The organism is Pseudoalteromonas sp. N1230-9 (assembly GCF_032716425.1).
In the GTDB taxonomy this organism is placed as follows: domain Bacteria; phylum Pseudomonadota; class Gammaproteobacteria; order Enterobacterales; family Alteromonadaceae; genus Pseudoalteromonas.
Genome location: NZ_CP090419.1, coordinates 716,992 through 738,288 on the forward strand (window position 1 = coordinate 716,992; position 21,297 = coordinate 738,288).

21 protein-coding genes are annotated in these 21,297 nt (G+C 41.9%); 5 read left to right on the forward strand and 16 right to left on the reverse strand.

The features are described 5' to 3' along the window. Nucleotides 1-5: 5 nt before the first annotated feature. On the reverse strand, nucleotides 6-2,675 hold the full coding sequence (locus LY624_RS03425; RefSeq protein WP_237120148.1) for a bifunctional acetate--CoA ligase family protein/GNAT family N-acetyltransferase: 2,670 nt from the start codon (nucleotides 2,673-2,675) through the stop codon (nucleotides 6-8). Nucleotides 2,676-2,817: 142 nt separating this feature from the next. On the opposite strand from LY624_RS03425, the gene LY624_RS03430 reads away from it, so the two are divergent. Beyond that, nucleotides 2,818-3,534, forward strand: a complete 717-nt coding sequence (locus tag LY624_RS03430) for an SIMPL domain-containing protein (protein WP_193988347.1) — start codon at nucleotides 2,818-2,820, stop codon at nucleotides 3,532-3,534. Nucleotides 3,535-3,539: 5 nt separating this feature from the next. Here the strand turns inward: LY624_RS03430 and LY624_RS03435 are convergent, their stop codons facing one another. The 8 genes from LY624_RS03435 to LY624_RS03470 form a co-directional block, all read right to left on the reverse strand. Further along, nucleotides 3,540-4,220, reverse strand: coding sequence for a hypothetical protein (locus LY624_RS03435; RefSeq protein WP_341803872.1), 681 nt, complete (start codon nucleotides 4,218-4,220; stop codon nucleotides 3,540-3,542). Nucleotides 4,221-4,322: 102 nt separating this feature from the next. Then, nucleotides 4,323-6,158 (reverse strand): DUF885 domain-containing protein, encoded by a 1,836-nt coding sequence (locus LY624_RS03440; protein WP_341803873.1) that lies wholly within the window; start codon nucleotides 6,156-6,158, stop codon nucleotides 4,323-4,325. Nucleotides 6,159-6,198: 40 nt separating this feature from the next. Further along, nucleotides 6,199-7,335, reverse strand: coding sequence for a radical SAM family heme chaperone HemW (hemW, locus tag LY624_RS03445; RefSeq protein ID WP_341803874.1), 1,137 nt, complete (start codon nucleotides 7,333-7,335; stop codon nucleotides 6,199-6,201). Beyond that, a complete protein-coding gene (locus LY624_RS03450) occupies nucleotides 7,332-7,931 on the reverse strand; it encodes an XTP/dITP diphosphatase (protein WP_130150758.1) in 600 nt (199 codons plus the stop codon). The genes hemW and LY624_RS03450 overlap by 4 nt, the downstream gene beginning before the upstream one ends. A 7-nt stretch (nucleotides 7,932-7,938) precedes the next feature. Beyond that, nucleotides 7,939-8,379 (reverse strand): DUF4426 domain-containing protein, encoded by a 441-nt coding sequence (locus tag LY624_RS03455; RefSeq protein ID WP_341803875.1) that lies wholly within the window; start codon nucleotides 8,377-8,379, stop codon nucleotides 7,939-7,941. 54 nt (nucleotides 8,380-8,433) lie between these two features. Then, nucleotides 8,434-8,967, reverse strand: coding sequence for a YggT family protein (locus tag LY624_RS03460; RefSeq protein ID WP_062570114.1), 534 nt, complete (start codon nucleotides 8,965-8,967; stop codon nucleotides 8,434-8,436). A gap of 24 nt (nucleotides 8,968-8,991) precedes the next feature. Next, nucleotides 8,992-9,813, reverse strand: a complete 822-nt coding sequence (gene proC / locus LY624_RS03465; RefSeq protein ID WP_341803876.1) for a pyrroline-5-carboxylate reductase — start codon at nucleotides 9,811-9,813, stop codon at nucleotides 8,992-8,994. A 17-nt stretch (nucleotides 9,814-9,830) separates the two neighbouring features. Further along, nucleotides 9,831-10,544, reverse strand: a complete 714-nt coding sequence (locus LY624_RS03470) for a YggS family pyridoxal phosphate-dependent enzyme (protein WP_341803877.1) — start codon at nucleotides 10,542-10,544, stop codon at nucleotides 9,831-9,833. A 2-nt stretch (nucleotides 10,545-10,546) separates the two neighbouring features. Between LY624_RS03470 and LY624_RS03475 the strand changes: the two genes are divergently transcribed. Genes LY624_RS03475 through LY624_RS03485 form a run of 3 tightly spaced genes read left to right on the forward strand, consistent with a single transcriptional unit; the run spans nucleotide 10,547 to nucleotide 13,604 of the window. Continuing rightward, nucleotides 10,547-11,587, forward strand: coding sequence for a type IV pilus twitching motility protein PilT (locus tag LY624_RS03475; RefSeq protein WP_062570117.1), 1,041 nt, complete (start codon nucleotides 10,547-10,549; stop codon nucleotides 11,585-11,587). 14 nt (nucleotides 11,588-11,601) lie between these two features. Continuing rightward, the gene (locus LY624_RS03480) at nucleotides 11,602-12,735 is read left to right on the forward strand and encodes a PilT/PilU family type 4a pilus ATPase (RefSeq protein ID WP_062570118.1); all 1,134 of its coding nucleotides are present in this window, start codon (nucleotides 11,602-11,604) and stop codon (nucleotides 12,733-12,735) included. A gap of 5 nt (nucleotides 12,736-12,740) precedes the next feature. Then, entirely contained in the window at nucleotides 12,741-13,604 is an 864-nt protein-coding gene (locus LY624_RS03485) for a hypothetical protein (RefSeq protein ID WP_341803878.1), read from the forward strand. On the opposite strand, the gene ruvX is transcribed toward LY624_RS03485, so the two are convergent. The 6 genes from ruvX to LY624_RS03515 all read right to left on the reverse strand — a co-directional run bounded on the left by ruvX (nucleotide 13,601) and on the right by LY624_RS03515 (nucleotide 17,865). Further along, nucleotides 13,601-14,050 (reverse strand): Holliday junction resolvase RuvX, encoded by a 450-nt coding sequence (gene ruvX / locus LY624_RS03490; protein ID WP_237120139.1) that lies wholly within the window; start codon nucleotides 14,048-14,050, stop codon nucleotides 13,601-13,603. The genes LY624_RS03485 and ruvX overlap by 4 nt on opposite strands. 30 nt (nucleotides 14,051-14,080) lie before the next feature. Further along, on the reverse strand, nucleotides 14,081-14,638 hold the full coding sequence (locus LY624_RS03495) for a YqgE/AlgH family protein (RefSeq protein WP_341803879.1): 558 nt from the start codon (nucleotides 14,636-14,638) through the stop codon (nucleotides 14,081-14,083). A 24-nt stretch (nucleotides 14,639-14,662) separates the two neighbouring features. Next, entirely contained in the window at nucleotides 14,663-15,616 is a 954-nt protein-coding gene (gshB, locus tag LY624_RS03500; protein ID WP_130150763.1) for a glutathione synthase, read from the reverse strand. Between the two features lie 68 nt (nucleotides 15,617-15,684). After that, nucleotides 15,685-16,419 (reverse strand): 16S rRNA (uracil(1498)-N(3))-methyltransferase, encoded by a 735-nt coding sequence (rsmE, locus tag LY624_RS03505; protein WP_062570123.1) that lies wholly within the window; start codon nucleotides 16,417-16,419, stop codon nucleotides 15,685-15,687. 59 nt (nucleotides 16,420-16,478) lie between these two features. Next, nucleotides 16,479-16,943: a hypothetical protein gene (locus LY624_RS03510; protein ID WP_130150764.1), complete on the reverse strand. Its 465-nt coding sequence runs from the start codon at nucleotides 16,941-16,943 to the stop codon at nucleotides 16,479-16,481. A 28-nt stretch (nucleotides 16,944-16,971) separates the two neighbouring features. Further along, a complete protein-coding gene (locus LY624_RS03515; protein WP_130150765.1) occupies nucleotides 16,972-17,865 on the reverse strand; it encodes a DUF350 domain-containing protein in 894 nt (297 codons plus the stop codon). 72 nt (nucleotides 17,866-17,937) lie between these two features. Between LY624_RS03515 and glnE the strand changes: the two genes are divergently transcribed. After that, on the forward strand, nucleotides 17,938-20,730 hold the full coding sequence (gene glnE / locus LY624_RS03520) for a bifunctional [glutamate--ammonia ligase]-adenylyl-L-tyrosine phosphorylase/[glutamate--ammonia-ligase] adenylyltransferase (protein WP_341803880.1): 2,793 nt from the start codon (nucleotides 17,938-17,940) through the stop codon (nucleotides 20,728-20,730). Here glnE and LY624_RS03525 read toward each other — a convergent pair. Continuing rightward, nucleotides 20,719-21,294 (reverse strand): TcpQ domain-containing protein, encoded by a 576-nt coding sequence (locus LY624_RS03525; RefSeq protein WP_130150767.1) that lies wholly within the window; start codon nucleotides 21,292-21,294, stop codon nucleotides 20,719-20,721. The genes glnE and LY624_RS03525 overlap by 12 nt on opposite strands. Nucleotides 21,295-21,297: the final 3 nt, after the last annotated feature.

Sequence of the window (21,297 nt, forward strand, 5' to 3'; positions counted from 1 at the left end):
GTTTTTTAGTTTAACTGTAGCACCATATTAATGCTGCCTTCTTCAAAGTCGCGAGTGATTTTAAAACCAAGTTTACGGGCAAGCTCTATCATGCCTGTATTTTCCGGTAATGTTATACCAGCAATTTGTTTAACTCCTTGGTTTTTGCAGTGCTCAATGGCAGCATTCATTAATATGCTGCCGAGCCCCAAACCTTGGCAGTCTGAGCGTACCACAATCGCGAATTCTGCCTCTTGTTTGTCAGGGTCCATTAATACCCGAGAAACGCCAAGGGTGCACGCTGAACCATTTTGTTCTTGGCTCACAATAAACGCCATTTCTCGGTCATAATCAATTTGCGTCATTTTTGCGAGTTGATCGTGATTAAATTGAGGCAGCTCACCAAAAAAGCGCTTGTATCTATCCTCTTTAGTTAAAGATTGATCAAACTCTAAATGTGCTTGTTCATCTTCTGGCTTTATTGGCCGCAATTGCGCTTGGGTATTGTTTTTAAGCGTTACATCTTTCACCAATTCAATAGGGTAAGGACGAATACATAGACGTTTACGGTTTGCCTTGGCTTTATAACGACTGAGTCCTATGGTGGCATCAAGCACTAAAAACTGACCGTTACTAGCCAAAATAGGGTTAAGCTCAACACTGGTTATATCAGGCTGGTCGATCACTAACTGAGAAATTCGTGTTAGTAGAGCGCATAAACGGTACTTGTCGACTTTTTCAGGGAGTACTCTATCTTTTAGCACGCCTTTATCGTGTGCCGCAGCAATTAAGTATTTTGCCAGATTCATATTCAAAGGAGGGAGCGCTACAGCAGCTTGCCCAAACTCAAGCCCAGTGCCTGCTTCACCCAGCAATATAACGGGACCAAAGTTGGGTTCTGTTTTAATTGCAATGCGCAGTTCATTGGCGCCAGCCCGCGGTGCCATTTTTTGTAGCGAAAACCCTTCAATATGAGCATCAGGGTAGGTGTTTTTGATACGAAGTAGCATCGCAAAGGCAGTTTGTTCGACTTCTTGCGCATCATTTAGGTTAAGTACCACACCGCCTACTTCTGACTTTGATGGAATGCTTGGGCTAATTAACTTTAATGCCACAGGAAAGCCAAGTTCGATAGCTTGCTCTTTTGCTTCCGTTGGCGTGTAAGCAACCTCAGTTTGAATACAGTCAATGCCATAGTGAGTAAGAATTTGACTTGCTTCGTGGGTTGATAAATAGCTTTGTTCTTCCGCTAAAAACTCATTGACTACAGCGCGCGCAGCTTCTTTATTTATTTTAGCATCATCGGTATTGGATTCTGGCGTTTGTGTTAAGTGCTTTTGATTTCGACGATAACTGACCAAGTGCATAAATGCACCAACCGCCCCTTCAGGGGTGCGGTAAGTTGGAATCGCATTGTTAGCACAGACTTTGCGTGCTGCATACGCGGCGTCTTCACCCATAAAGTTAGTCATGACATAAGGGCGTGCCATTTTTGGGATTTTTTGTAAGGTTTCGACAATGATCTCTGCGTAATCCTCACTCGGCGCAAGCGCGGACGGAGTGTGAATAATGAGTAAGTTTTTAACCTCTTTTGCTTGCAGTAAGATTTCGAGTGCTTGCTGATAACGCCTCGGAGCAGAGTCACCAAAAATATCCACTGGGTTTGAGGTCATCTCTGATTGTGGGATCACTCTATTTAGTGCTGAGCGTGTTTCATCACTTAGCTCCGCGAGTTTACCAGAGCTTTGCAATAACGTGTCCACAGCCATGACCCCAGGGCCCCCCCCATTTGTTAAAATAGTGAGCTGTTCAACTTTTAGAAGTTTAGGGTGCATTGCTAGAGTTTGTGTTGCAGCAAATAGCTCTCTAAGGTCATTTACCCTTAGCATACCTGCGCGTTGAAAAAGTGCGTCGTACACTGCGTCTGAGCTTTGTTTACCCCCAGTGTGAATCTCAGCAGCAAGTGCCCCTGCACTGGTTTTTCCGGTTTTAATCGCAATGACAGGTTTGCTGAATGCGGCTGCCCGTGCTGCGGAAATAAAGCTGCGGATATCTTCAATGTTATCAATGTATAAAAGAATAGCTTTGGTTTTGGCATCTCGACCTAAAAAGTCGAGTAGTTCATCAAAATTGATATCAATGCAGTCACCTACAGAGACAAAATACGAGAAGCCAATTTCTTTATTTTTAGCCCAATCAAGAATTGTGGAGCAAACTGCGGCTGATTGAGAAACAAAGGCAAGTTTTCCAGGACTTGCAACCGTGTGCGAAAAGCTCGCATTTAAGCCAATGTGAGGAATTAACAACCCCAAACAGTTAGGCCCAAGTAACGACACATTTGCTGCCTGTGCAGCGTCTTTTAAATGCTGCTTTTGGTCAGGGTTGAGGCCTGCTGCGATGATGACAGCATGTTTACAGCCAAGCTCACCTAATTCTTTGATTATGTCTATTAAGGTGTTTTTATTAGTACAAATAACGGCAAGGTCTGGCACTTTTGGTAAACTGGCGATACTCGGGTAAGCGAGCACACCATGCACTGCGCTGTGATTTAAACTCACCGGCATAATTGGGCCTTTGAATCCACCCTGTAGCAAATTACGCATAACCACAAAACCAGCACGATTAGGTGAGTTTGACGCGCCAATGACAGCGACTGAAGATGGATTAAAAAATTGGCTAATACGTTTAACGCTCATGCTATTTCCTTCGCTTGCGCTTAGTTGTAAACATTTCAGGGTCTGTTAAGTTTATATACATAAGATAACCCTTTTATATAAGATAACCTGTTTACTGCGACTTTTCGAGTCAAAAACAGTGACCTACATCAAGGAGATAAGCATGAATAAAGCGCAGCCGTTTAATGTCATAATTGCCGCGATTGCATTAACGATTGGTTTATTGGGGCTGGGCTTTATTTTAAAAAGTGCTGCGCTTGATGTAAAAGCCATGGAGCGTACTGTACAAGTTAAAGGCTTGGCTGAAATGGAAGTTGCCGCAGACACCGTTATTTGGCCGTTACAGTTTTCTGATGCCGATAATAACCTTGAAAAGTTAGTCGGGCGTGTTGAAAATAAAAACGATGCGGTCGTTGCGTTTTTGAAGTTAAATGGCTTTAGCGATGAAGAAATTAGCACGGGCAGCCAGTCAATAATTGACAAGCAAGCACGCGAATATGGTGGAGAAAATCAGCAATTTCGTTATATCGCTCGTTCCAATGTTATCGTCTATTCTAATGATATTGAAAAAGTTCAACACGCACTGAGTCAAGTTAATCAGTTGGCAAAGCAAGGAATTGCTATAGTGCAAGACAATTACGAAACACGCATTCAATACTTATTTAATGGCCTTAATGAGATAAAGCCTGCCATGGTTCAGCAAGCGACAGAAAAAGCCCGCGAAGTGGCGATGAAATTTGCCAAAGACTCACAGTCTAAACTTGGTAAAATCAAAACAGCTCGTCAAGGTCAGTTTTCGATTTCAGATAGGGATTCTAATACACCGCAGCTTAAAAAGGTGCGAGTCGTTACCAGCGTTGAATATTACTTATCTGACTAATTAACCTAGCGTAGTGTAGCGACAATCATATTAGTTGGAGTTTGTAAGTAGGCTGCACACAGGAGTATCTTAGACTCTGTTAAGCTTGGTTTATTAACACCATAAAAGCGCTTTAAAGCGGTGAGTAAAGCATGACTTGCACTTTTATGATGTGTTTGATCTACTTCCATCATTGCCAGTAAAGCAGAAAACTCATGTTTTGCTGGCATCTGTGTGTTGTTATTACAAGCAATGTAACATCCTATCGGGGTTAACCCTTGTTGGTTTTGCGCTTTTAGTGCGACAGCTAAGCTTTCATTGCTTTCAAATAACATCAGAGAGCGTAAGTAATTAAAGGGGAGTTTATTTGCTTGGCAATGGCTAAACAGGTGATGTAATAGGTTGTTACCCTGTTGATCTGTAATATTAAAAGCGTTTTGAAATTTGAGCCCTGGCGTGAAAAAACTGAGTTTGTCGATATCATCAATAAAGCCGACAGCTTCGTTAGGAAGTGGGCTTGCTTCGAGCAAATGTGCAGCAACATTTTGTAAAAATAGGTATTTTACTTCGCTGCTATTTGCTAATTGATATAGGTGTTGTAACTGCGCTGCTTGCAATACGCTCGACAAACCTTGGTAATCAGTGAGTAATTCTTTTAACTGATGATGTTGGAGTCGGCTGTTAAGTTGTTCAATAGCGCTTAGCATGAAGTCTCTCAATTATTATTCTTTGGGGTAGGTATAGCTATTTATAGCGTGTTTATCAGTAATAAAAAAGGCCGCAAAGCGGCCTTTTAATCAATTATGCTATTAAGCGGCTTGTTTTTTAGCAACCCACTGATCAACAAATTGCTCTAGAACGTTAAGTGGTACAGCACCATTTTTAAGTACAACATCATGGAACTCACGAATATCGAACTTTTCACCAAGTTTTTCTTTTGCTGCTTCACGCAACTCTAAAATCTTTAGCATACCCACTTTGTAAGCGGTTGCTTGAGAAGGCATTACGATGTGACGCTCAACCATTTTAACGGCATCAGAGGTCGCATTTGGCGTATTATTAACGTAATAATCGATGCCTTCTTGACGTGTCCACTTCATTGCATGGATACCCGTATCTACAACTAAGCGACAAGCTCGCCATAACTCCATAGAAAGGCGTCCAAAATCAGAGTATGGGTCTTCGTATAAGCCCATTTCTTTTGGTACTAGCTCAGAGTACAAACCCCAGCCTTCAATGTAGGCTGTGTAGCCACCAAACTTGCGGAACTTAGGTACACCGTCAAGCTCTTGTGCGATGGCAATCTGCATGTGGTGACCTGGAATACCTTCATGATAAGCAAGTGCTTCCATTTGGTATGTTGGCATCGCTTCCATATCGTACAGGTTTGCGTAGTAAATACCTGGGCGTGAGCCGTCTGGTGCAGGTTGTTGGTAGAAGGCTTTACCCGCTGCTTTTTCGCGGAATGCTTCAACAGCTTTCACTTTCAGACCTGCTTTAGGTTTAACAATGAATAACTCATCTAAGCGTGTCTTCATGTTATCGATAAGTGCTGTTGCTTCGTCAAGGTAACGTTGTTTACCTTCTGCTGTATTTGGGTAGTAGAACTGCTTATCTGTTTTCATGAATTGCATGAATGCTTGAAGGTCGCCTTCAAAGCCTACTTTATCTTTGATAGCGCGCATTTCATCATGAATACGTGCAACCTCAGCTAAGCCAATAGAGTGAATTTCTTTTGCTGTTAGCTCAGTGGTTGTTGTACGTGCTAATGCGTTGTTATAGAAGGTTTCACCATCAGGAAACTTCCATGCACCATCACGCTCATCGGCACGTTTTTCTAGCTGAGCTAAGAAGTTGATTAACTTAGTGTAAGAAGGCTTCACAGCTGCTTTTAGGGCTTTTTCAGCATCGCTGATTAGCGCTGATTTCTCACTGTCGGCAATATCCAGTGTTGCAACTTTACGTTTAAAGTCAGCAAGAAGTGTTGAGTCATCACCAGAATCAAATGGTGCGCCATGTAAAATGTTTTTACTTGAATCAACAACATGTGGGAACACAAACTTAGGTGCAATAATGCCCTTGTCTGCACGTACTTCAAGGTCTTTGATTAGTTGATCAATAACCGTTGTGACACCGTTTAAACGCGAGATATATGCTTTCGCATCAGAGACATCAGTAATTTGATGTTGGTTGATTAGAAAAGCAGGGATCATTGAGTGAACGCCAAACATTTGGTTTACAGGGTAGTTGTAATAACGCCATTTGAAATCAGCTATGTCATTTTCAAGATCTTGTTTTTTTAAGTCGTAACTAACTTTTGTGGCGTCATCAAGTAAGTCGCGGTTAATTGCATTCAGTGCGACTAGGTCTGCTTTTTTTTGTTCAAAGTCAGCTAAAGCACGCTCTTCGCTACCATCATCCCATTTGCCGTAATCTTTTTTAATACCCATATAGGTTTGAGATACAGGGCTGTTCATTATATCGCGATTAAAAGTGTCTTCGAAAAACGCATTGGCTTTATCTATTTCACTTTGCACAGGCTGGCTTTGTACACTTGGCGCTGATGTCGGTTGCTCTTGCATTTGTTGGCAACCGCCAAGTAATGCAACACTGACCGCAGCTGCGATGAAGGTTAGTTTACGCATTTTAGTTCCTTTGTCGTTGTTAGAAATTTAATTTTTGTTGTTAAACGAATAATTCTAGCAGGTCATTTAAATAACGATGGCCTTTTTGGCTCACCTGCCAAGTTTCTGTGTTATCTATTAGTAGCCCTTTTGCGATGGCTGTATTTAAGGCTCGCTGCAGACTTTGCTGCGATAAACCTGTCAGTGACGATAAGTCTTCTTTAGGGCATGACTCGACAAGGCGAAAGCGGTTCATAAAAAACTCAAACGCTAAATCATCTTCCTCTACGCGCCATTGCTTATATAAATAAGGCTTTGCTAAGTCCATGTATCCGCGAGGATGCTTGACTTTTTCAGTGCGAGTGATAACCCCTGTTTTTATGTCGGTGACTTTACCATGGGCGCCACAGCCAATACCGAGATAATCGCCAAATCGCCAATAATTTAAGTTATGCTGACATTGGTAGCCAGGTTTTGCATAGCCTGAAATTTCGTATTGCTCATAACCTGCTTCGGCTAGCAATGCTTGCCCTTGCTCTTGGATATCCCACAATATATCGTCTTGGGGTAACGTCGGTGGTTTCGAGGCAAATTGTGTATTGGGTTCTATGGTTAATTGGTACCAAGAAATATGTGGCGGATTTAATGCAATAATTTTTTTAAGGTCGTTCAGTGCATCCTCAAGAGATTGCCCTGGAAGCCCATGCATTAAATCTAGGTTGAAACTGTTTAATCCTGCTTGGTGAGCCTGTTCAGCCGCATAGTTTGCTTCATCGGCACCATGAATGCGGCCAAGCGCTTTTAGCTTATCGTTTTGCATGCTTTGCACGCCAATCGAAATACGATTGATGCCAGCACCAACATACTCTTTAAAACGGCCTGTTTCGACAGTGCCAGGGTTTGCCTCAAGCGTGATTTCACAGTTATCGCTTAGGCCTATTAATCTGTCGACTTCGCTAAGTAGGCGAGTATAAGCATCACCCGTTAATAAGCTCGGGGTGCCGCCGCCAATAAAAATGCTGTGGATTTTACGCCCTTGCACTAAATGCAGATCGGCTTTGAGATCATCAATTAGGTGCTGAACATACTCTTTTTCGGGGATCGTGCCTTTTTGGCCATGACTATTAAAGTCACAGTAAGGGCACTTTTGCACGCACCAAGGTACGTGCACATATAAACTCAAAGGCGGTAAATTCACAGGCCGCCTTTTTGCTGCAATTGCGCAAGGAGTTGTTTAAGAGCTTGACCACGGTGACTCAGTGCGTTCTTTTGCTCTTTAGTTAGTTGTGCGCTGGTGCACTGCTCAGAAGGCACATAAAACACCGGATCATAACCAAAACCACCTTGACCGTCTTGGCTTTGGGTGATTTCGCCTTCCCAGCTTGCACTACAAATAAGTGGCGTTGGGTCATCTGCATGGCGCATCAGTACCAATACACACCAAAAGCGTGCGCTACGTATAGGGTTATCAGCAAGTTCTTTTAATAGTTTGTCGATATTATCTTGATCGCTAGCACCTTCTTTGGCAAAACGTGCTGAGTAAACGCCAGGTGCACCATTTAGGCCATCTACTTCAAGCCCCGAGTCATCGGCAATGGCTGGCATACCCGTGATTTTCGCCGCATGACGCGCTTTAATGATGGCATTTTCAACAAATGTGGTGCCTGTTTCTGGCACGTCTGGAACTTGAAAATCGCTTTGTGGAACCACGTTAATATTAAGCGGGCTGAGCATGCTTGCCAGCTCTTTTACTTTGCCAGGGTTACCCGTGGCTAAAACCAAGGTGTTGTTCATATGAGAGTTAGTCTACGTAAAATTTTTGCTGAAACTTCAGTGTTTGTATTTGGCCGTTTTTATTGATTTCGATGTTAAAACGGTAAATCTCTTCGTTGCTGTAGTCGATTTGCGCTAAGTAATAAATCGCATCGCCTTCAATAACTTCTTTAAACTCAAGCTGTTTACTATTACCAAGTAAATTGCGTGCGGTGCCTGTTAAGGTCGCTGTTTGTGCTGTTTTGTCGCTGTTTTTTAATACCGAAATATTGATAACCCCTTTGCTCGGGCTACGGTCTAAATCGTAATTTTTGGCGATATTAGGCTGAATAAAGGTGGATGGAAAGGCAATATAGTGAACCTCCCAAGGGCCAAGCTGTTTAAATTGAGCGCCTGTTTGTTCATTCGCCTTAGCAAAGTTTAAAAATAAACTTAGGCAGAGGAAGGTAAAAAGAATAATTTGCTTCATGGAATATCTCACTTAACAAAAGAGGCCTAGCGGCCTCTTAATTCACAAATGGCGTTAGCCTATAAAATCCATTAACAGGATTTGTAAAAACTGCAAACCAATGATGAGTACTAGAATCGATAAGTCTAAGCCCCCTAATGGTGGAATTACTTTACGAATCGGACGCAGCATAGGTTCGGTTAGTTGATGGAAAACAGCTTCAATAGGGTTATAGCCCTGACTTACCCAGCTTAGTAATGCACGGATAATTAAAACCCAAAATAACAGGTTTAAGCCTTCTTTTATCACCGTCATAAATGCCGAAACAAAGACAGGTGCTGCTGACCATCCGCCATAAAACATCAACATAATGACACTTATTTTTGCTACTGCCACTAAATAAGCAAGTAGTAAAGAAGCCATGTCAAAGCCACCAAACCCAGGGATGATTTTACGTAATGGGTTAACAGCAAATGAAGTGGCTTTTACCACAAACTGGCTCATAGGATTATAAAAGTCAGCTTTTGCCGCTTGTAACCAAAAGCGTAAAAGGACCACCATTAAAAAGAGATCAAAAATAATCTCAACTAAAAATTGCATGGCTTGCATAGTTTTACCTTCAAAAAAGTAAGCTTAAAGTTCTTTTTCCATTTCTTCTGCACGAGCAATACAGGCATCCATTGCATCTGCAACAGTACCTACAAGACCTTGGTCTTTTAGGTGCTCAACAGCCGCATGGGTTGTTCCGCCTTTTGATGTAACATTGGCACGTAGCTGAGAAATACTAATGTCTTGCTGCGAAAGCGTCATTTCGGCTGCGCCTAGCGCGGTTTGTTGTACTAAACGGCGTGCATCTTCATCGCTAAAACCAAGTGCTTTGGCTTTTTCTTCAATCGCTTCCATAAATAAGAAGAAGTAAGCTGGAGATGAACCTGTTACCGCAATGATATCATTGATTTGCGATTCGTTTTCTACCCACACAACAATACCTGTACATTCAAAAACTTGTTGTACAAATTCATGCTCTTGCACGGTTTCGCCAGCGCCATATAGACCAGACACACCACGACCAAGTAATGATGGTGTGTTAGGCATACAACGGACCATTTTAACGTCTTGACCTAGCATTTCACGTAGACGTTGTACGGTTAAACCAGCGGCCACAGAAATAAATAGTTTATCGCTGAAGTCTATGCCTGAATCTTGGAATGATTGGCATAAATCACCCATCATTTGTGGTTTAACAGACAATACAATCACATCTGCATCGCGAAGTGCCGCGTTGTTGTCCGCGGTTGTTTGCACCCCGAAATCAGCAGCAACCTTCGCTAATTTTTCTTGGTTGCGATTGGTTGCAATGATGTTTTTAGCTGCAAAACCGTTCTTTACCATGCCGCCAATAATGGCGTAGCTCATGTTACCCGTGCCTATAAATGCGATTTTTTTATCTGACATATGTCTGTTATCACCTTTTAATTTCGTTGGCCAAATATATCCGTGCCAATGCGTACCATAGTTGAACCTGCGGCAATCGCTGCTTCAACATCATTACTCATACCCATCGACAAGGTGTCTACTTGGGGATATTGGGCCTTTAGTTTATCAAAGCAAGCGCTTAATTGCTCAAAATATTGTAATTGTAGCTGGCTATCGTCGGTTTTTGCAGGGATAGCCATGACACCACGTAGACATAAATTGTCGCACTGACTAATAAATTCAGCCAGCGTCATTAGCTCGTCTGGGTGGCAGCCTGACTTTGCCTCTTCTAAACTAATATTAACTTGAATTAATACGTTGAGTGGCGCTTTATCGGCTGGTCGTTGTTCATTCAGGCGTTTCGCTATTTTTGTTCGGTCAACACTTTGTACCCAATCAAAGTTAGCAGCGACAAGTGCGCTTTTATTTGATTGAATAGGGCCGATAAAATGCCAGACTATCTCGTTGTAGTCTTGCAGTGCAGCTACCTTTTCAACGGCCTCTTGCACATAGGACTCACCAAATAGGCGTTGTCCATGTTGATAGGCTGAGATGATATCAGCGGTAGGCTTGGTTTTTGAAACAGCGAGTAAGCTAATCGTTTGCTCATCACGGTGATTATTTTTTGCCGCTTGAGTTATTCTTGCGTAGGCGGATGTAAGTCGTTCTGCTATTGTAACCATATAATTATCAGTTGGTTGTGGAGTCATAAATGGATATTACCGAATTATTGGCCTTTAGTGTGCAACATAAGGCCTCGGATTTACACTTATCATCGGGTGTATCACCTATGATACGCGTCGATGGCGATGTACGTCGTATTAATATTCCAGCATTAGAACAAAAAGATGTAAACAGTCTGGTTTACGATATTATGAACGATAATCAGCGTAAGGACTATGAGCAAAATCTCGAAGTGGATTTTTCTTTTGAAGTGCCTAATCTTGCTCGTTTTCGTGTTAACGCGTTTAATTCAAACCGAGGACCCGCAGCTGTATTTCGTACAATCCCCAGTGATGTGTTAACACTTGATGATTTAGGTGCACCGGAAATATTTAAGACTATTGCTGATAACCCACGCGGTTTGGTTTTAGTCACTGGGCCAACAGGTTCAGGTAAATCAACCACCTTAGCAGCGATGGTTGATTACATTAATCAGACCAAGCACCATCATATTTTAACGATTGAAGATCCAATCGAATTTGTTCACGACAATAAGCTGAGCCTTATTAACCAACGCGAAGTTCATCGTGATACTCACAGCTTCTCTAATGCTTTACGTAGTGCGTTACGTGAAGATCCTGATGTAATTCTGGTGGGTGAGCTACGAGATTTAGAAACGATTCGCTTAGCCATGACGGCCGCAGAAACAGGTCATTTAGTGTTCGGCACTTTGCATACCACATCTGCACCAAAGACTATTGACCGTATTATCGATGTATTCCCAGGTGAAGAAAAAGACATGGTGCGCTCAATGCTTTCAGAATCGTTGCGTGCCGTTATTTCGCAAACATTACTTAAAAAAGTAGGGGGTGGGCGAGTGGCAGCGCACGAGATTATGATAGGGATCCCTGCTATTCGAAATCTTATTCGTGAGGATAAAATTGCACAGATGTACTCATCGATTCAAACTGGCGCATCACATGGTATGCAAACGATGGATCAATGTTTAGGTAATTTAGTGAACTACGGCATTGTTACTACAGCAGATGCTAGAGCTAAAGCGCAAGATAAAACTCAGTTTGGTGGCTAACGGAGCACTTAATTATGACAATACCTTTAAATCGCTTTTTACAGGTGATGATCGACAAGAATGGTTCCGATTTATTTGTGTCCAGTGGCTTACCTGTTAGTGCCAAAATTAACGGTGAACTACAGCCGCTGACCGACGATAAGTTATCTGATGAGCAGGCACTGGCTATGGTTGAGTCTGCGATGAACGAAAAGCAACGTAATGAGTTTCACGCAACAAAAGAATGTAACTTTGCTATTGCAACAGAAGAAGGCCGGTTTCGTGTTTCTGCATTTTGGCAGCGAGACCAAGCGGGTATGGTTATTCGCCGAATTGTGACGCAAATTCCTGATGTAAACGATTTAGGATTACCGTCTATTCTTACCGATGTGATAATGGCAAAACGAGGCTTGGTGCTGTTTGTAGGGGGGACCGGTACCGGTAAGTCAACCTCGCTTGCTGCGCTTTTAGGTTATCGAAATCGTAATCAACGTGGGCACATTCTTACTATTGAAGATCCTATCGAGTTTGTGCATGAACACCAAAAAAGTATTATTACTCAACGCGAAGTAGGTCTTGATACTGAAAGCTTTGAGTCAGCGTTGAAAAGCTCATTACGCCAAGCACCTGATGTTATTTTAATTGGTGAAATTCGTTCACAAGAAACCATGGAATATGCCTTAAGCTTTGCTGAAACAGGGCATTTATGTGTCGCCACCCTGCATGCTAATAATGCTAACCAAGCCATTGACCGTATTATGCACTTAGTGCCAAAAGAAAAACACGATAAGTTAAAATACGACTTAGCACTGAACCTACGCGCAATTGTTGCACAGCAACTGGTGCCAACAGCGGATGGGGAAGGCCGTGTGGCTGCTATCGAGATCTTGCTTAATTCTCCTATGGTCGCAGAGCTTATAAAACGCGGTGACATTGGTTCAATTAAAGAAACTATGGCGAAATCAAAAGAAATGGGTATGCAGACTTTTGACCAAGCCTTGTTTGAGCTTTATAAACACCAGCGTATTAATTATGCCGATGCCTTGCATCATGCCGACTCGCCAAACGATTTACGTTTGATGATCAAGTTACAAAATAACGAGCAAAAAGGGGCTGGCTTTTTACAAGGTGTGACTATTGACGGCCTTGATGAAAAGGGTAATAGCTGATGTTGATGCGGATAAAAATAGCATGCATTTTTTTTATTTTGAGTGCTTTTCCTACAAAAGCAAGCAACTTAAATGACATCGTTATTTTTATCCGTGACGATGTGTATGACGATTATAATCGCTTCTTAAATGGCCGTCAGCCCAGTGAAGTGAAAGACTTTACTGGGGCATATATCCGCCGTGATGTGGTGGATATGATTATCGCGCAGCAAGCTTTGATGCTGGGTGGCTTTACTAAGTCGTTTAGCTACCATACAGGGAATGTGAATTTTCGTAAGACTAAGTTACTTGAAGACGGTAAGTTACTGATTAGTTTTGATAGTGTGTGGTCCCTTGATGCTGAGCAGCTCGCTAAAGATGTTTATATTTCTGACGCGGTTATTCGCAAGGGGGAGTACTATGCTGGTGTATTTACTTCACCGTCTAATCATCGTGTATTAAAACTACAAAAACGTGAAGACTTCAAATCGTTGACTGCTGTATCTACACCTAAATGGCTAACAGACTGGCAAACCTTGTCTGCGCTGCCATTAAAAGAGCTGCTGAGAGAAGACGAGTGGTTGAGTCAAGTTCGTATGGTGTCTATGAAGTGGGTTGATTTTGTGATGATGCCACTGATGCCAAGCCTCAAAAATCAATATCATTTGGAAGACATTCGTTTAGTCGCGGTGCCAAATATAGTCTTACAGCTCAATGATAGCCGTCATTTTATTATTTCTAAGCATCACCCTGATGCAATCCAAGCGTATGCTGCGCTGCAAGCTGGGCTCAAGCAATTGCGTAAACAGGGGGCAATAGAAAAAGCCTACAAAGAGGCAGGCTTCATCCCTAACTTAAACGATTACACCGTGATTAACAGTACAGATTAATCACCATAAAATTGTTCAAAAAAGCTCTCAAGAATAATCACAGCAGACATATTATCCACATTCCCTTTGCCTAAGTTGCGATAGCCACCTTGTTCAAATAAGCGTGCTTTAGCGTCTGCGGTGGTTAAGCGTTCATCCTGAGTTTCAACAGGAATTGCAAAATGATTATGTAGGCGGTTCGCAAATTTCTTCGCTTTGAACGTCACTTCTTGCGTGGTGCCATCCATATTGAGCGGCAAGCCAACAACCATAAGATCAGGTTGCCATTCATCCACTTGTTTTTTAATTTGCTGCCAATCAGGAATACCATCTTTAGCTTTGACTGCTTGTAGGCTTGACGCCGTACCTGTTAACTCTTGGCCGATGGCAATACCGATACTTTTGGTACCAAAGTCAAAGCCCATAACGGTTCGCTCGCCTACAGGCTTAAACGTTCTTTTTGTCATAATGAATCAATTAAAATAAGGCAGTAAAAATTAGGCATGACCAGCTTCGGAACTTAACTGACTGACGTCAAAGCCCAGCATTGAGACTGCTTTTTCCCAGCGCTTTTCTACTGGGGTGTTAAAGATGATCTCAGGATCTGCTTTGATGATCAGCCACGAATTTTCAAGTAGTTCTTGTTCAAGCTGACCTTGCTCCCAACCGGCATAACCCAGTGTAATAATAAATTGCTCGGGTGCTTCTGCTGTCGTTAAGCTTGCCAGTACATCTTTTGATGTGGTGATCATAATATCACTACTAAGCTTTTGGCTTGCAGCATAGCCTGGCTTTGGGGAGTGCAGTACAAAACCTCTGTCTGTTTTTACTGGGCCACCGGCATAGACAGCAAGGCTTGCCGCATCTTGGCTTTTATCGTTATCGATCTCAATTTTATCGAGTAACTCACCCACTGTGATATTGATGGGTTGGTTAATCACCAAACCCATTGCACCATCTTGGTTATGCTCACAAATGTACGTTACAGCATGCTTAAAGAAAGGGTCTTGCATGCTAGGCGTTGCAATTAAGAAATGATTCTCTAATGACTGCATAGGTCGCCCCTTTTGTTGTTTAAATTAAGTATGGCTCAGTTTTCTTTCAATGGCATCAAATAAGTAGCCAGTGATTGAAATGTCATAAGCTGCTTCAATCTCTTTTACACAGGTTGGTGCTGTTACATTAATTTCGGTTAAGCGGTCACCAATGATATCCAGCCCCACAAAAATGAGACCTTTTGCTTTAAGTGTAGGTGCTACCGCTTCTGCGATTTTACGATCTGAGTCGCTTATTGGGCGAGCTTCACCACGACCACCTGCGGCTAAATTACCACGTGTTTCACCGTTTTGTGGTATACGAGCAAGACAGTATGGCATGACTTCACCATCGACAACCAAGACGCGTTTATCGCCTTGTTTAATCTCTGGGATATAATTTTGTGCCATGGCAAAACGGTTACCATGCTCGGTTAATGTTTCGCAAATTACACCGATATTGGCATCGTCTTCTTTGACACGAAAGATTGACGCACCACCCATGCCATCTAGCGGTTTTAAAATGATATCTTTATGTTCAGCTAAAAATGCACGAATGTCTGCTTGGCTGCGGGTTACCAATGTATCTGGCGTGTGTTCGCTAAACCATGCTGTAAATAGCTTCTCGTTTGCATCGCGAAGGCTTTGCGGCTTATTAACAATGAGCGTTCCAGCTTGCTCTGCGCGCTCTAAAATATAGGTCGCGTAAATATATTCAGTATCAAAAGGCGGATCTTTACGCATTAAAATAACGTCTAAATCGGCAAGGGCAATTGTTGATTTTTCTTCAAGCTCATACCAATGATTAACATCATCGAAAACACGTGCTTTTGATGCAGTTGCATAACCTTGGCCTTGACGTAGCGATAGGTCGTCCATTTCCATGTAGTAAAGTTCGTAACCACGTTTTTGCGCTTCCATCATCATTGCGAAGCCCGTGTCTTTTTTAATATTAAAGCCACTAATTGGATCAGAGATTATGCCTAACTTAATTGCCATGTTTTTGCCTTAGAATAGAATGACTACACTGTGTCGGTTACTTTTATATATGGGTGTTTTTATGGTTTTCAATTCGCTAAATCACCAAACTGCAGTTGCAGTGCGCTGAGTACTGTTAGCGCAGCAGTTTCAGTACGTAGTACACGTGGGCCTAAGCGGATATCGACAAAAGCTTGTTGCTTAGCAATATTAATTTCCTCATCCGTAAACCCGCCCTCTGGGCCAACTAAAAAGCGCACCCCCTCGCTTGGAACTTGAATGGTTTTTATACTGTGTTCTGCGCGTGGGTGTAGAGTAAGTTTCAGAGCATCGCTTGTTTGCTCTAACCACTCTTTTATATCGATAGGCGGGTGTACGACAGGCACAAAGTTGCGACCAGATTGCTCTGCGGCAGCAATCGCTATTTTTTGCCATTGTTGATGTTTTTTAGCAAGGCGATCACCGCTTAGTTTGACACCACAGCGTTGGCTAAAAATAGGTGTGATCTCAGTAATTCCCAGCTCTACAGATTTCTGAATAGTAAAGTCCATTTTATCGCCACGTGAAATTCCTTGGCCTAAGTGAATTTTAAGCGGTGACTCTACATCATGATTGATAAACTCTTGCGGCTCTACAATCACGCTCTTTTTACTTACTTCAATAATTTCACTTAAGTACTCTCCGCCTTCGCCATTGAAGATAGAGACTTTTTCTCCAGCTTTCATGCGAAGTACTCGACCGATATGACCGGCAGCATCATCATCAAGTGCTACTTGGGTGTTTAAAGAAATTGCTGATGGTTGGTAAATATGAGGAATTCGCATTGGATGTCGCTTATCAAATAATTTAGCAATATGGTAAGTATACAGCGCGATGGGTGCAATTAATTATTTAAATCTTCACTTAATGTAAGAATATCGGCTGTCGTTTGAGCGATGTCTGTTTGGCAAGATAAGTGGTTTATATGAGCGGCGTCTGGGCAAGGTATAAAATTAAATCCTTGCTCATTTTGGTGTATTAAAAAGCGTACTTTATGCAGCGAGTTGTAAATAAATTTTTGAGCGTCATCGGCAAGTTGGTAGTCAGTATGGTTAATTAAAACGCCTTTTATATCATGGTGCTCATGCAGGTAACTTGCCAATTCGGAAACACTTATTTCATTGCTAAAGTCGCAGTAACAATAATCTTTTATTAGCTCGTCAAACATCAGTTTAACCATGTGCCGGCTATTCGCTCCCGCAACGACTAACGTAGAGCCGCCTTTACCTGCAAAATAATGATGCGTAAAAGCATGGCTAAACTCATTGTCGACATCAACTAACAAATAATTATTAACTTTAAAGGGCATACTGCCTCACTTATTATGTATTTCCATATTAAATCGAAAACATACTAATTAGTAGATAGCCTATCGCGCCGTAAACGGCAAACTCGATACAGGCAATACCTATGTTATCTTGATGATCCACCTCTAACGATGTATTAATATTCGGTAATGAAATATATTTAATGATATAACTCAAAACATATAACAGTACCCACATAGCACCGCAATGAGAGACTAGCGTGAATAGGTTTTCTACCATCTTACCACTAATAAATGATGCACTGGCAAGACCAGCATACCCCGCTAAGGCAAGGCCAATGGATTTGCCCGCATAACGAATACCAATAGAGGTATTTTCAAGGTTAAAATTGCTCTGTAAAGAAGCTCCTTGGTTAGCCTTAGCAAAGCGGTACTCGCGAATTTTACTATCCAGGGCAAACATGCCTTGTAATACAAAAAAGCTAACAGTGGCTATTAGTAAGCTGCTGTAACCTTGAGTATGGCACCAATTATAAAGGCCTAAACTAATAATACAGTTTGCGATTAACATGCCTGAGTCAACCAAAGCAGCACAGACATTTTGTTTTAAAATAGCGGCTTCTTCGTTAAAGCGATATAAAATCCACTTGCGATGAATGAGATGGCCCACTTTAATGAAGGTAAATAACAAAGCGATTAAAATGACCACCTTCAGTGGATTTGATTGAGCCGCACTTAAACTGATTTCATCAAAAATATAAGCAATGGTCGCAATCACGACGAGAATTTCACTGGCAAAGCTAATCCCCATTGCAAAATTATCATGTTGTGCGAGCTCTTCTTTAAGCGCTTGTTTTGCTTTAATTTGCGTTAAGATACGAAGAAGTACTATGGTTATGCAAATTACAGCAAAACTAATAGCAATCGCGACTAAACTAGTGTTAGATAATGATAAATAATGCATGCAGATCCCTGCTAAATAATTCTTTGATAATCATTCTAGTACGGTTATTGATAAGTTAAAAGAGAGTATTTAATGAGTAATTCACAACCGCTTCCTGACGCGCTTTATCAATTAGGACAAACTCGTTTTAACGGTTTGTACCCTGAGCAGCCTGTAGACCCGTTGATTGCTAAATTACTGTCTTTGAGTGACTTCGCTTGGAGTTGCTTACAATCTCAACCCGACTTGAAAGATTGGTTGCTAGATGAAAGCACATTGGCTTGCCGTAACCCGCAACCGCCACTTACTGATGATGACTTTACTGAGTTAGATGATGCCGCAGCGATGGCCAAGTTGCGATTATACCGAGAAAAATATTGGCTTAAGGTTGCGTTCTTAGATGTCTGTTGCGATAACCCAATTGAAGACAGCATCGCTTATATTTCTGCACTTGCTGAGCAGTTAATTGATTGTGCAAATCAATGGGCATTCGCACAAGTTGCAAAAGTCAGTGGCATGCCAACAGATGCGTTTGGAAATGCTATTCCAATGCTTGTACTAGGCATGGGAAAACTTGGGGGAGGGGAGTTAAATTACTCCTCAGATATCGATCTCATTTTTTCTTACCCAACAGATGTGCCAACTCAAGGTGGACGCCGTTCTATTGAAGCGCAAGTTTTTTACACTAAGGTTGCGCAAAAATTAATTATGGCGCTCAACCAAACCACTGTTAACGGCCAAGTTTTCCGTGTTGATATGCGCTTGAGACCTTTTGGTGAAAGTGGCCCTTTGGTAATGAGCTTTAATGCAATGGAAGATTATTACCAAGAGCAAGGCCGAGAGTGGGAACGTTATGCCATGCTAAAAGGGCGTTTGATAGGCGCTGAAAATAGCTATTGGGCTGAGTTCTATGAGTTATTAAGACCATTTGTTTATCGTCGATATATTGACTTTTCGGTGATCGAATCTTTACGAAAAATGAAACAGATGATTGCTCAAGAAGTGCGACGAAAGCGTTTAACTAACAATATAAAACTGGGCGCTGGTGGTATTCGCGAAGTTGAATTTGTGGTGCAAGCATTGCAAATGGTGCGTGGTGGCCGTGAGGCAAACTTACAAACACAATCACTTTTATCAGCCTTACAAGAGCTTACTAACAATCAGGTTATTGACGCTAAAGAAGCGTCGCTGCTTAGGCATAATTACCTCACATTGCGTCGTATTGAGCAATACTTACAAATATTTGATGATAAGCAAACTCAAACATTGCCCGATGATGAGCAAGACCAGCAACGCTTATGTGTGCTGCTTAATAAAGCCAACTTTGATGAGTGCCTAAAAGCGATTAATGAAACAATGGCCTCAATACACAGTGAGTTTGAGCAGGTAATTGGCTTTGAAAGTGACAACGTTGATCCATGTGAAAGTGCATTTATTAGTGCGTGGGAAATGGCCGATGTGTCCTTGATGGATGATGGTAATTTAGCGTGGCAACAGGCACTTGATGACTTTAAAACACGTTTAACAAAAGCAAAAGTTGGTAGCCGTGGGCGAGATATTCTCGACAAGTTGATGCCTTTACTGCTTAAGCAGTTGACAGTGAGTAAAGCCAGTAGTGATGCCTTCACTATGATTTGCCAAGTGCTCAATAAAATCATTTCTCGTACAGCTTATTTAGAGCTCTTATATGAAAACCCTGGCGCGTTAAATCAACTGGTTGCTTTGTGCTGTCACAGCAAATGGATAGGTGAACATATCTCTCGTTACCCAATTTTGCTTGATGAGTTGATTGATCCCCAAGTACTTTATAAGCCTACTCCGTTATCGGCTTATAAAGACGAAATAAGACAGTACTTCCTTCGTATAGAATACGATGATTTAGAGCTGCAAATGGAAGCCTTACGCCAATTTAAACAAACACACCAACTGCGAATTGCCGCAGCGGATGCGACAGGTGTTCTTGATGTAATGAAAGTGAGTGACCACTTAACGGCGTTGGCAGAGGCGATTGTTGAGCAGGCTGTGAACATTGCGTGGCATGCGTGTGTTGCACGTTTTGGCCAACCAACCAATACCACAGAGCAAGAAAAAGGCTTCGCGGTTATTGCTTACGGTAAAACAGGTGGCTTTGAAGTAGGTTATGACTCTGATTTAGATTTAGTGTTTGTGCATAATCACGATGGTAGTAGTTATACCGATGGTGATAAGGCGATTGATTCAAGACAGTTCTATTTAAAATTAGCACAGCGTCTAATGCATCTATTTAACACACGCACTGCATCTGGCATTTTGTACGAGCTTGATACACGCTTGAGGCCTGAAGGAGCGTCAGGGCTGTTGGCAATAAACCTAGAAAGCTTTTATCACTATCAACAAACCCAAGCATGGACTTGGGAGCATCAAGCCTTAGTTCGCTCGAGAATGATTTATGGGCAGGCGTCGCTTCATTCTAGATTTGATGAGATCAGAGCAATTATTTTGTGCCAAGCACGTGATGATGAAAAATTGAAAAAAGATGTCATAGAAATGCGTGAAAAAATGCGCAATCACTTAGCGAAAGGTAATAGTGAATTATTTGACTTAAAACAAGACCATGGTGGAATGACTGATATTGAGTTTATTACACAATATTTAGTCTTAAAATATGCCCCGCAGTATCAAGAGTTAACGACATGGCCTGATAATGTTCGTATTTTAGAGGATGCAGCTAAGCTTGGCTGTATTGATTCTGAAATGCAACATCAGCTAGTGGCTGCTTACATTGAATACCGTTCACGTTATCATGTCATGAGCTTAAACCAGCAAGGTCGATGTGCGCCGCGCACTGAGCTCAAAGAGCATATAAGTTTGGTACAAAGTGCGTGGCAGCAAGTGTTAGCTTCTTAAGCGGCGGCAGTTTTCGCGTATGTAAGGAGAGGGCAGCTCTGTAATAACAGCCGCTCTTTGCTTGAAACAAAAGAAGGTATAAACCTCATTTTCAAAGTCGTCGTTGATAGCACGTCCCACTTGATATAAAGCGGACACAAAGTTGCTATCAACACGAAAGTGATCTTTGACGACATAATCTTTGCTGAGGTACCAGTAAAGCTCAATTTCTTCATTTCGAGCGTAGTCTGATAACACGTCTTTTAATGTTGTTCCGCTTTCAAAGCGACGTGGTAATACATCACCAGTCCAGTTTGGAGATGAGGGCTGAACTATCTTGCCACGCTCAAACAGAGCCATGTCTAGGCTTGTTTCAGGCTCTTTTAATTTAAGTACGTATTTATCACGCTCGTTATTTTTACTGTTAACTTGATTTCTTAGTGACGAATAAAAACGAGAAAGCCCTTGTGCGGCGGCATTTTGAGTATTTTTAATATCGATAACAGGCCCTTTACCGAATAAAAAATAAAGAGCTGCTGCAATCAAAATAATAGCTAATGATAAATGCTTAACCCAAAACCACATTTC

Coding starts and splice junctions, on each gene's coding strand:
- LY624_RS03425 (WP_237120148.1), bottom strand. CDS start 2,675: ATGAGCGTTAAACGTATTAGCCAATTTTTTAATCCATCTTCAGTCGCT.
- LY624_RS03430 (WP_193988347.1), top strand. CDS start 2,818: ATGAATAAAGCGCAGCCGTTTAATGTCATAATTGCCGCGATTGCATTA.
- LY624_RS03435 (WP_341803872.1), bottom strand. CDS start 4,220: ATGCTAAGCGCTATTGAACAACTTAACAGCCGACTCCAACATCATCAG.
- LY624_RS03440 (WP_341803873.1), bottom strand. CDS start 6,158: ATGCGTAAACTAACCTTCATCGCAGCTGCGGTCAGTGTTGCATTACTT.
- LY624_RS03450 (WP_130150758.1), bottom strand. CDS start 7,931: ATGAACAACACCTTGGTTTTAGCCACGGGTAACCCTGGCAAAGTAAAA.
- LY624_RS03455 (WP_341803875.1), bottom strand. CDS start 8,379: ATGAAGCAAATTATTCTTTTTACCTTCCTCTGCCTAAGTTTATTTTTA.
- LY624_RS03460 (WP_062570114.1), bottom strand. CDS start 8,967: ATGCAAGCCATGCAATTTTTAGTTGAGATTATTTTTGATCTCTTTTTA.
- proC (WP_341803876.1), bottom strand. CDS start 9,813: ATGTCAGATAAAAAAATCGCATTTATAGGCACGGGTAACATGAGCTAC.
- LY624_RS03470 (WP_341803877.1), bottom strand. CDS start 10,544: ATGACTCCACAACCAACTGATAATTATATGGTTACAATAGCAGAACGA.
- LY624_RS03475 (WP_062570117.1), top strand. CDS start 10,547: ATGGATATTACCGAATTATTGGCCTTTAGTGTGCAACATAAGGCCTCG.
- LY624_RS03480 (WP_062570118.1), top strand. CDS start 11,602: ATGACAATACCTTTAAATCGCTTTTTACAGGTGATGATCGACAAGAAT.
- LY624_RS03485 (WP_341803878.1), top strand. CDS start 12,741: ATGCGGATAAAAATAGCATGCATTTTTTTTATTTTGAGTGCTTTTCCT.
- ruvX (WP_237120139.1), bottom strand. CDS start 14,050: ATGACAAAAAGAACGTTTAAGCCTGTAGGCGAGCGAACCGTTATGGGC.
- LY624_RS03495 (WP_341803879.1), bottom strand. CDS start 14,638: ATGCAGTCATTAGAGAATCATTTCTTAATTGCAACGCCTAGCATGCAA.
- gshB (WP_130150763.1), bottom strand. CDS start 15,616: ATGGCAATTAAGTTAGGCATAATCTCTGATCCAATTAGTGGCTTTAAT.
- rsmE (WP_062570123.1), bottom strand. CDS start 16,419: ATGCGAATTCCTCATATTTACCAACCATCAGCAATTTCTTTAAACACC.
- LY624_RS03510 (WP_130150764.1), bottom strand. CDS start 16,943: ATGCCCTTTAAAGTTAATAATTATTTGTTAGTTGATGTCGACAATGAG.
- LY624_RS03515 (WP_130150765.1), bottom strand. CDS start 17,865: ATGCATTATTTATCATTATCTAACACTAGTTTAGTCGCGATTGCTATT.
- glnE (WP_341803880.1), top strand. CDS start 17,938: ATGAGTAATTCACAACCGCTTCCTGACGCGCTTTATCAATTAGGACAA.
- LY624_RS03525 (WP_130150767.1), bottom strand. CDS start 21,294: ATGTGGTTTTGGGTTAAGCATTTATCATTAGCTATTATTTTGATTGCA.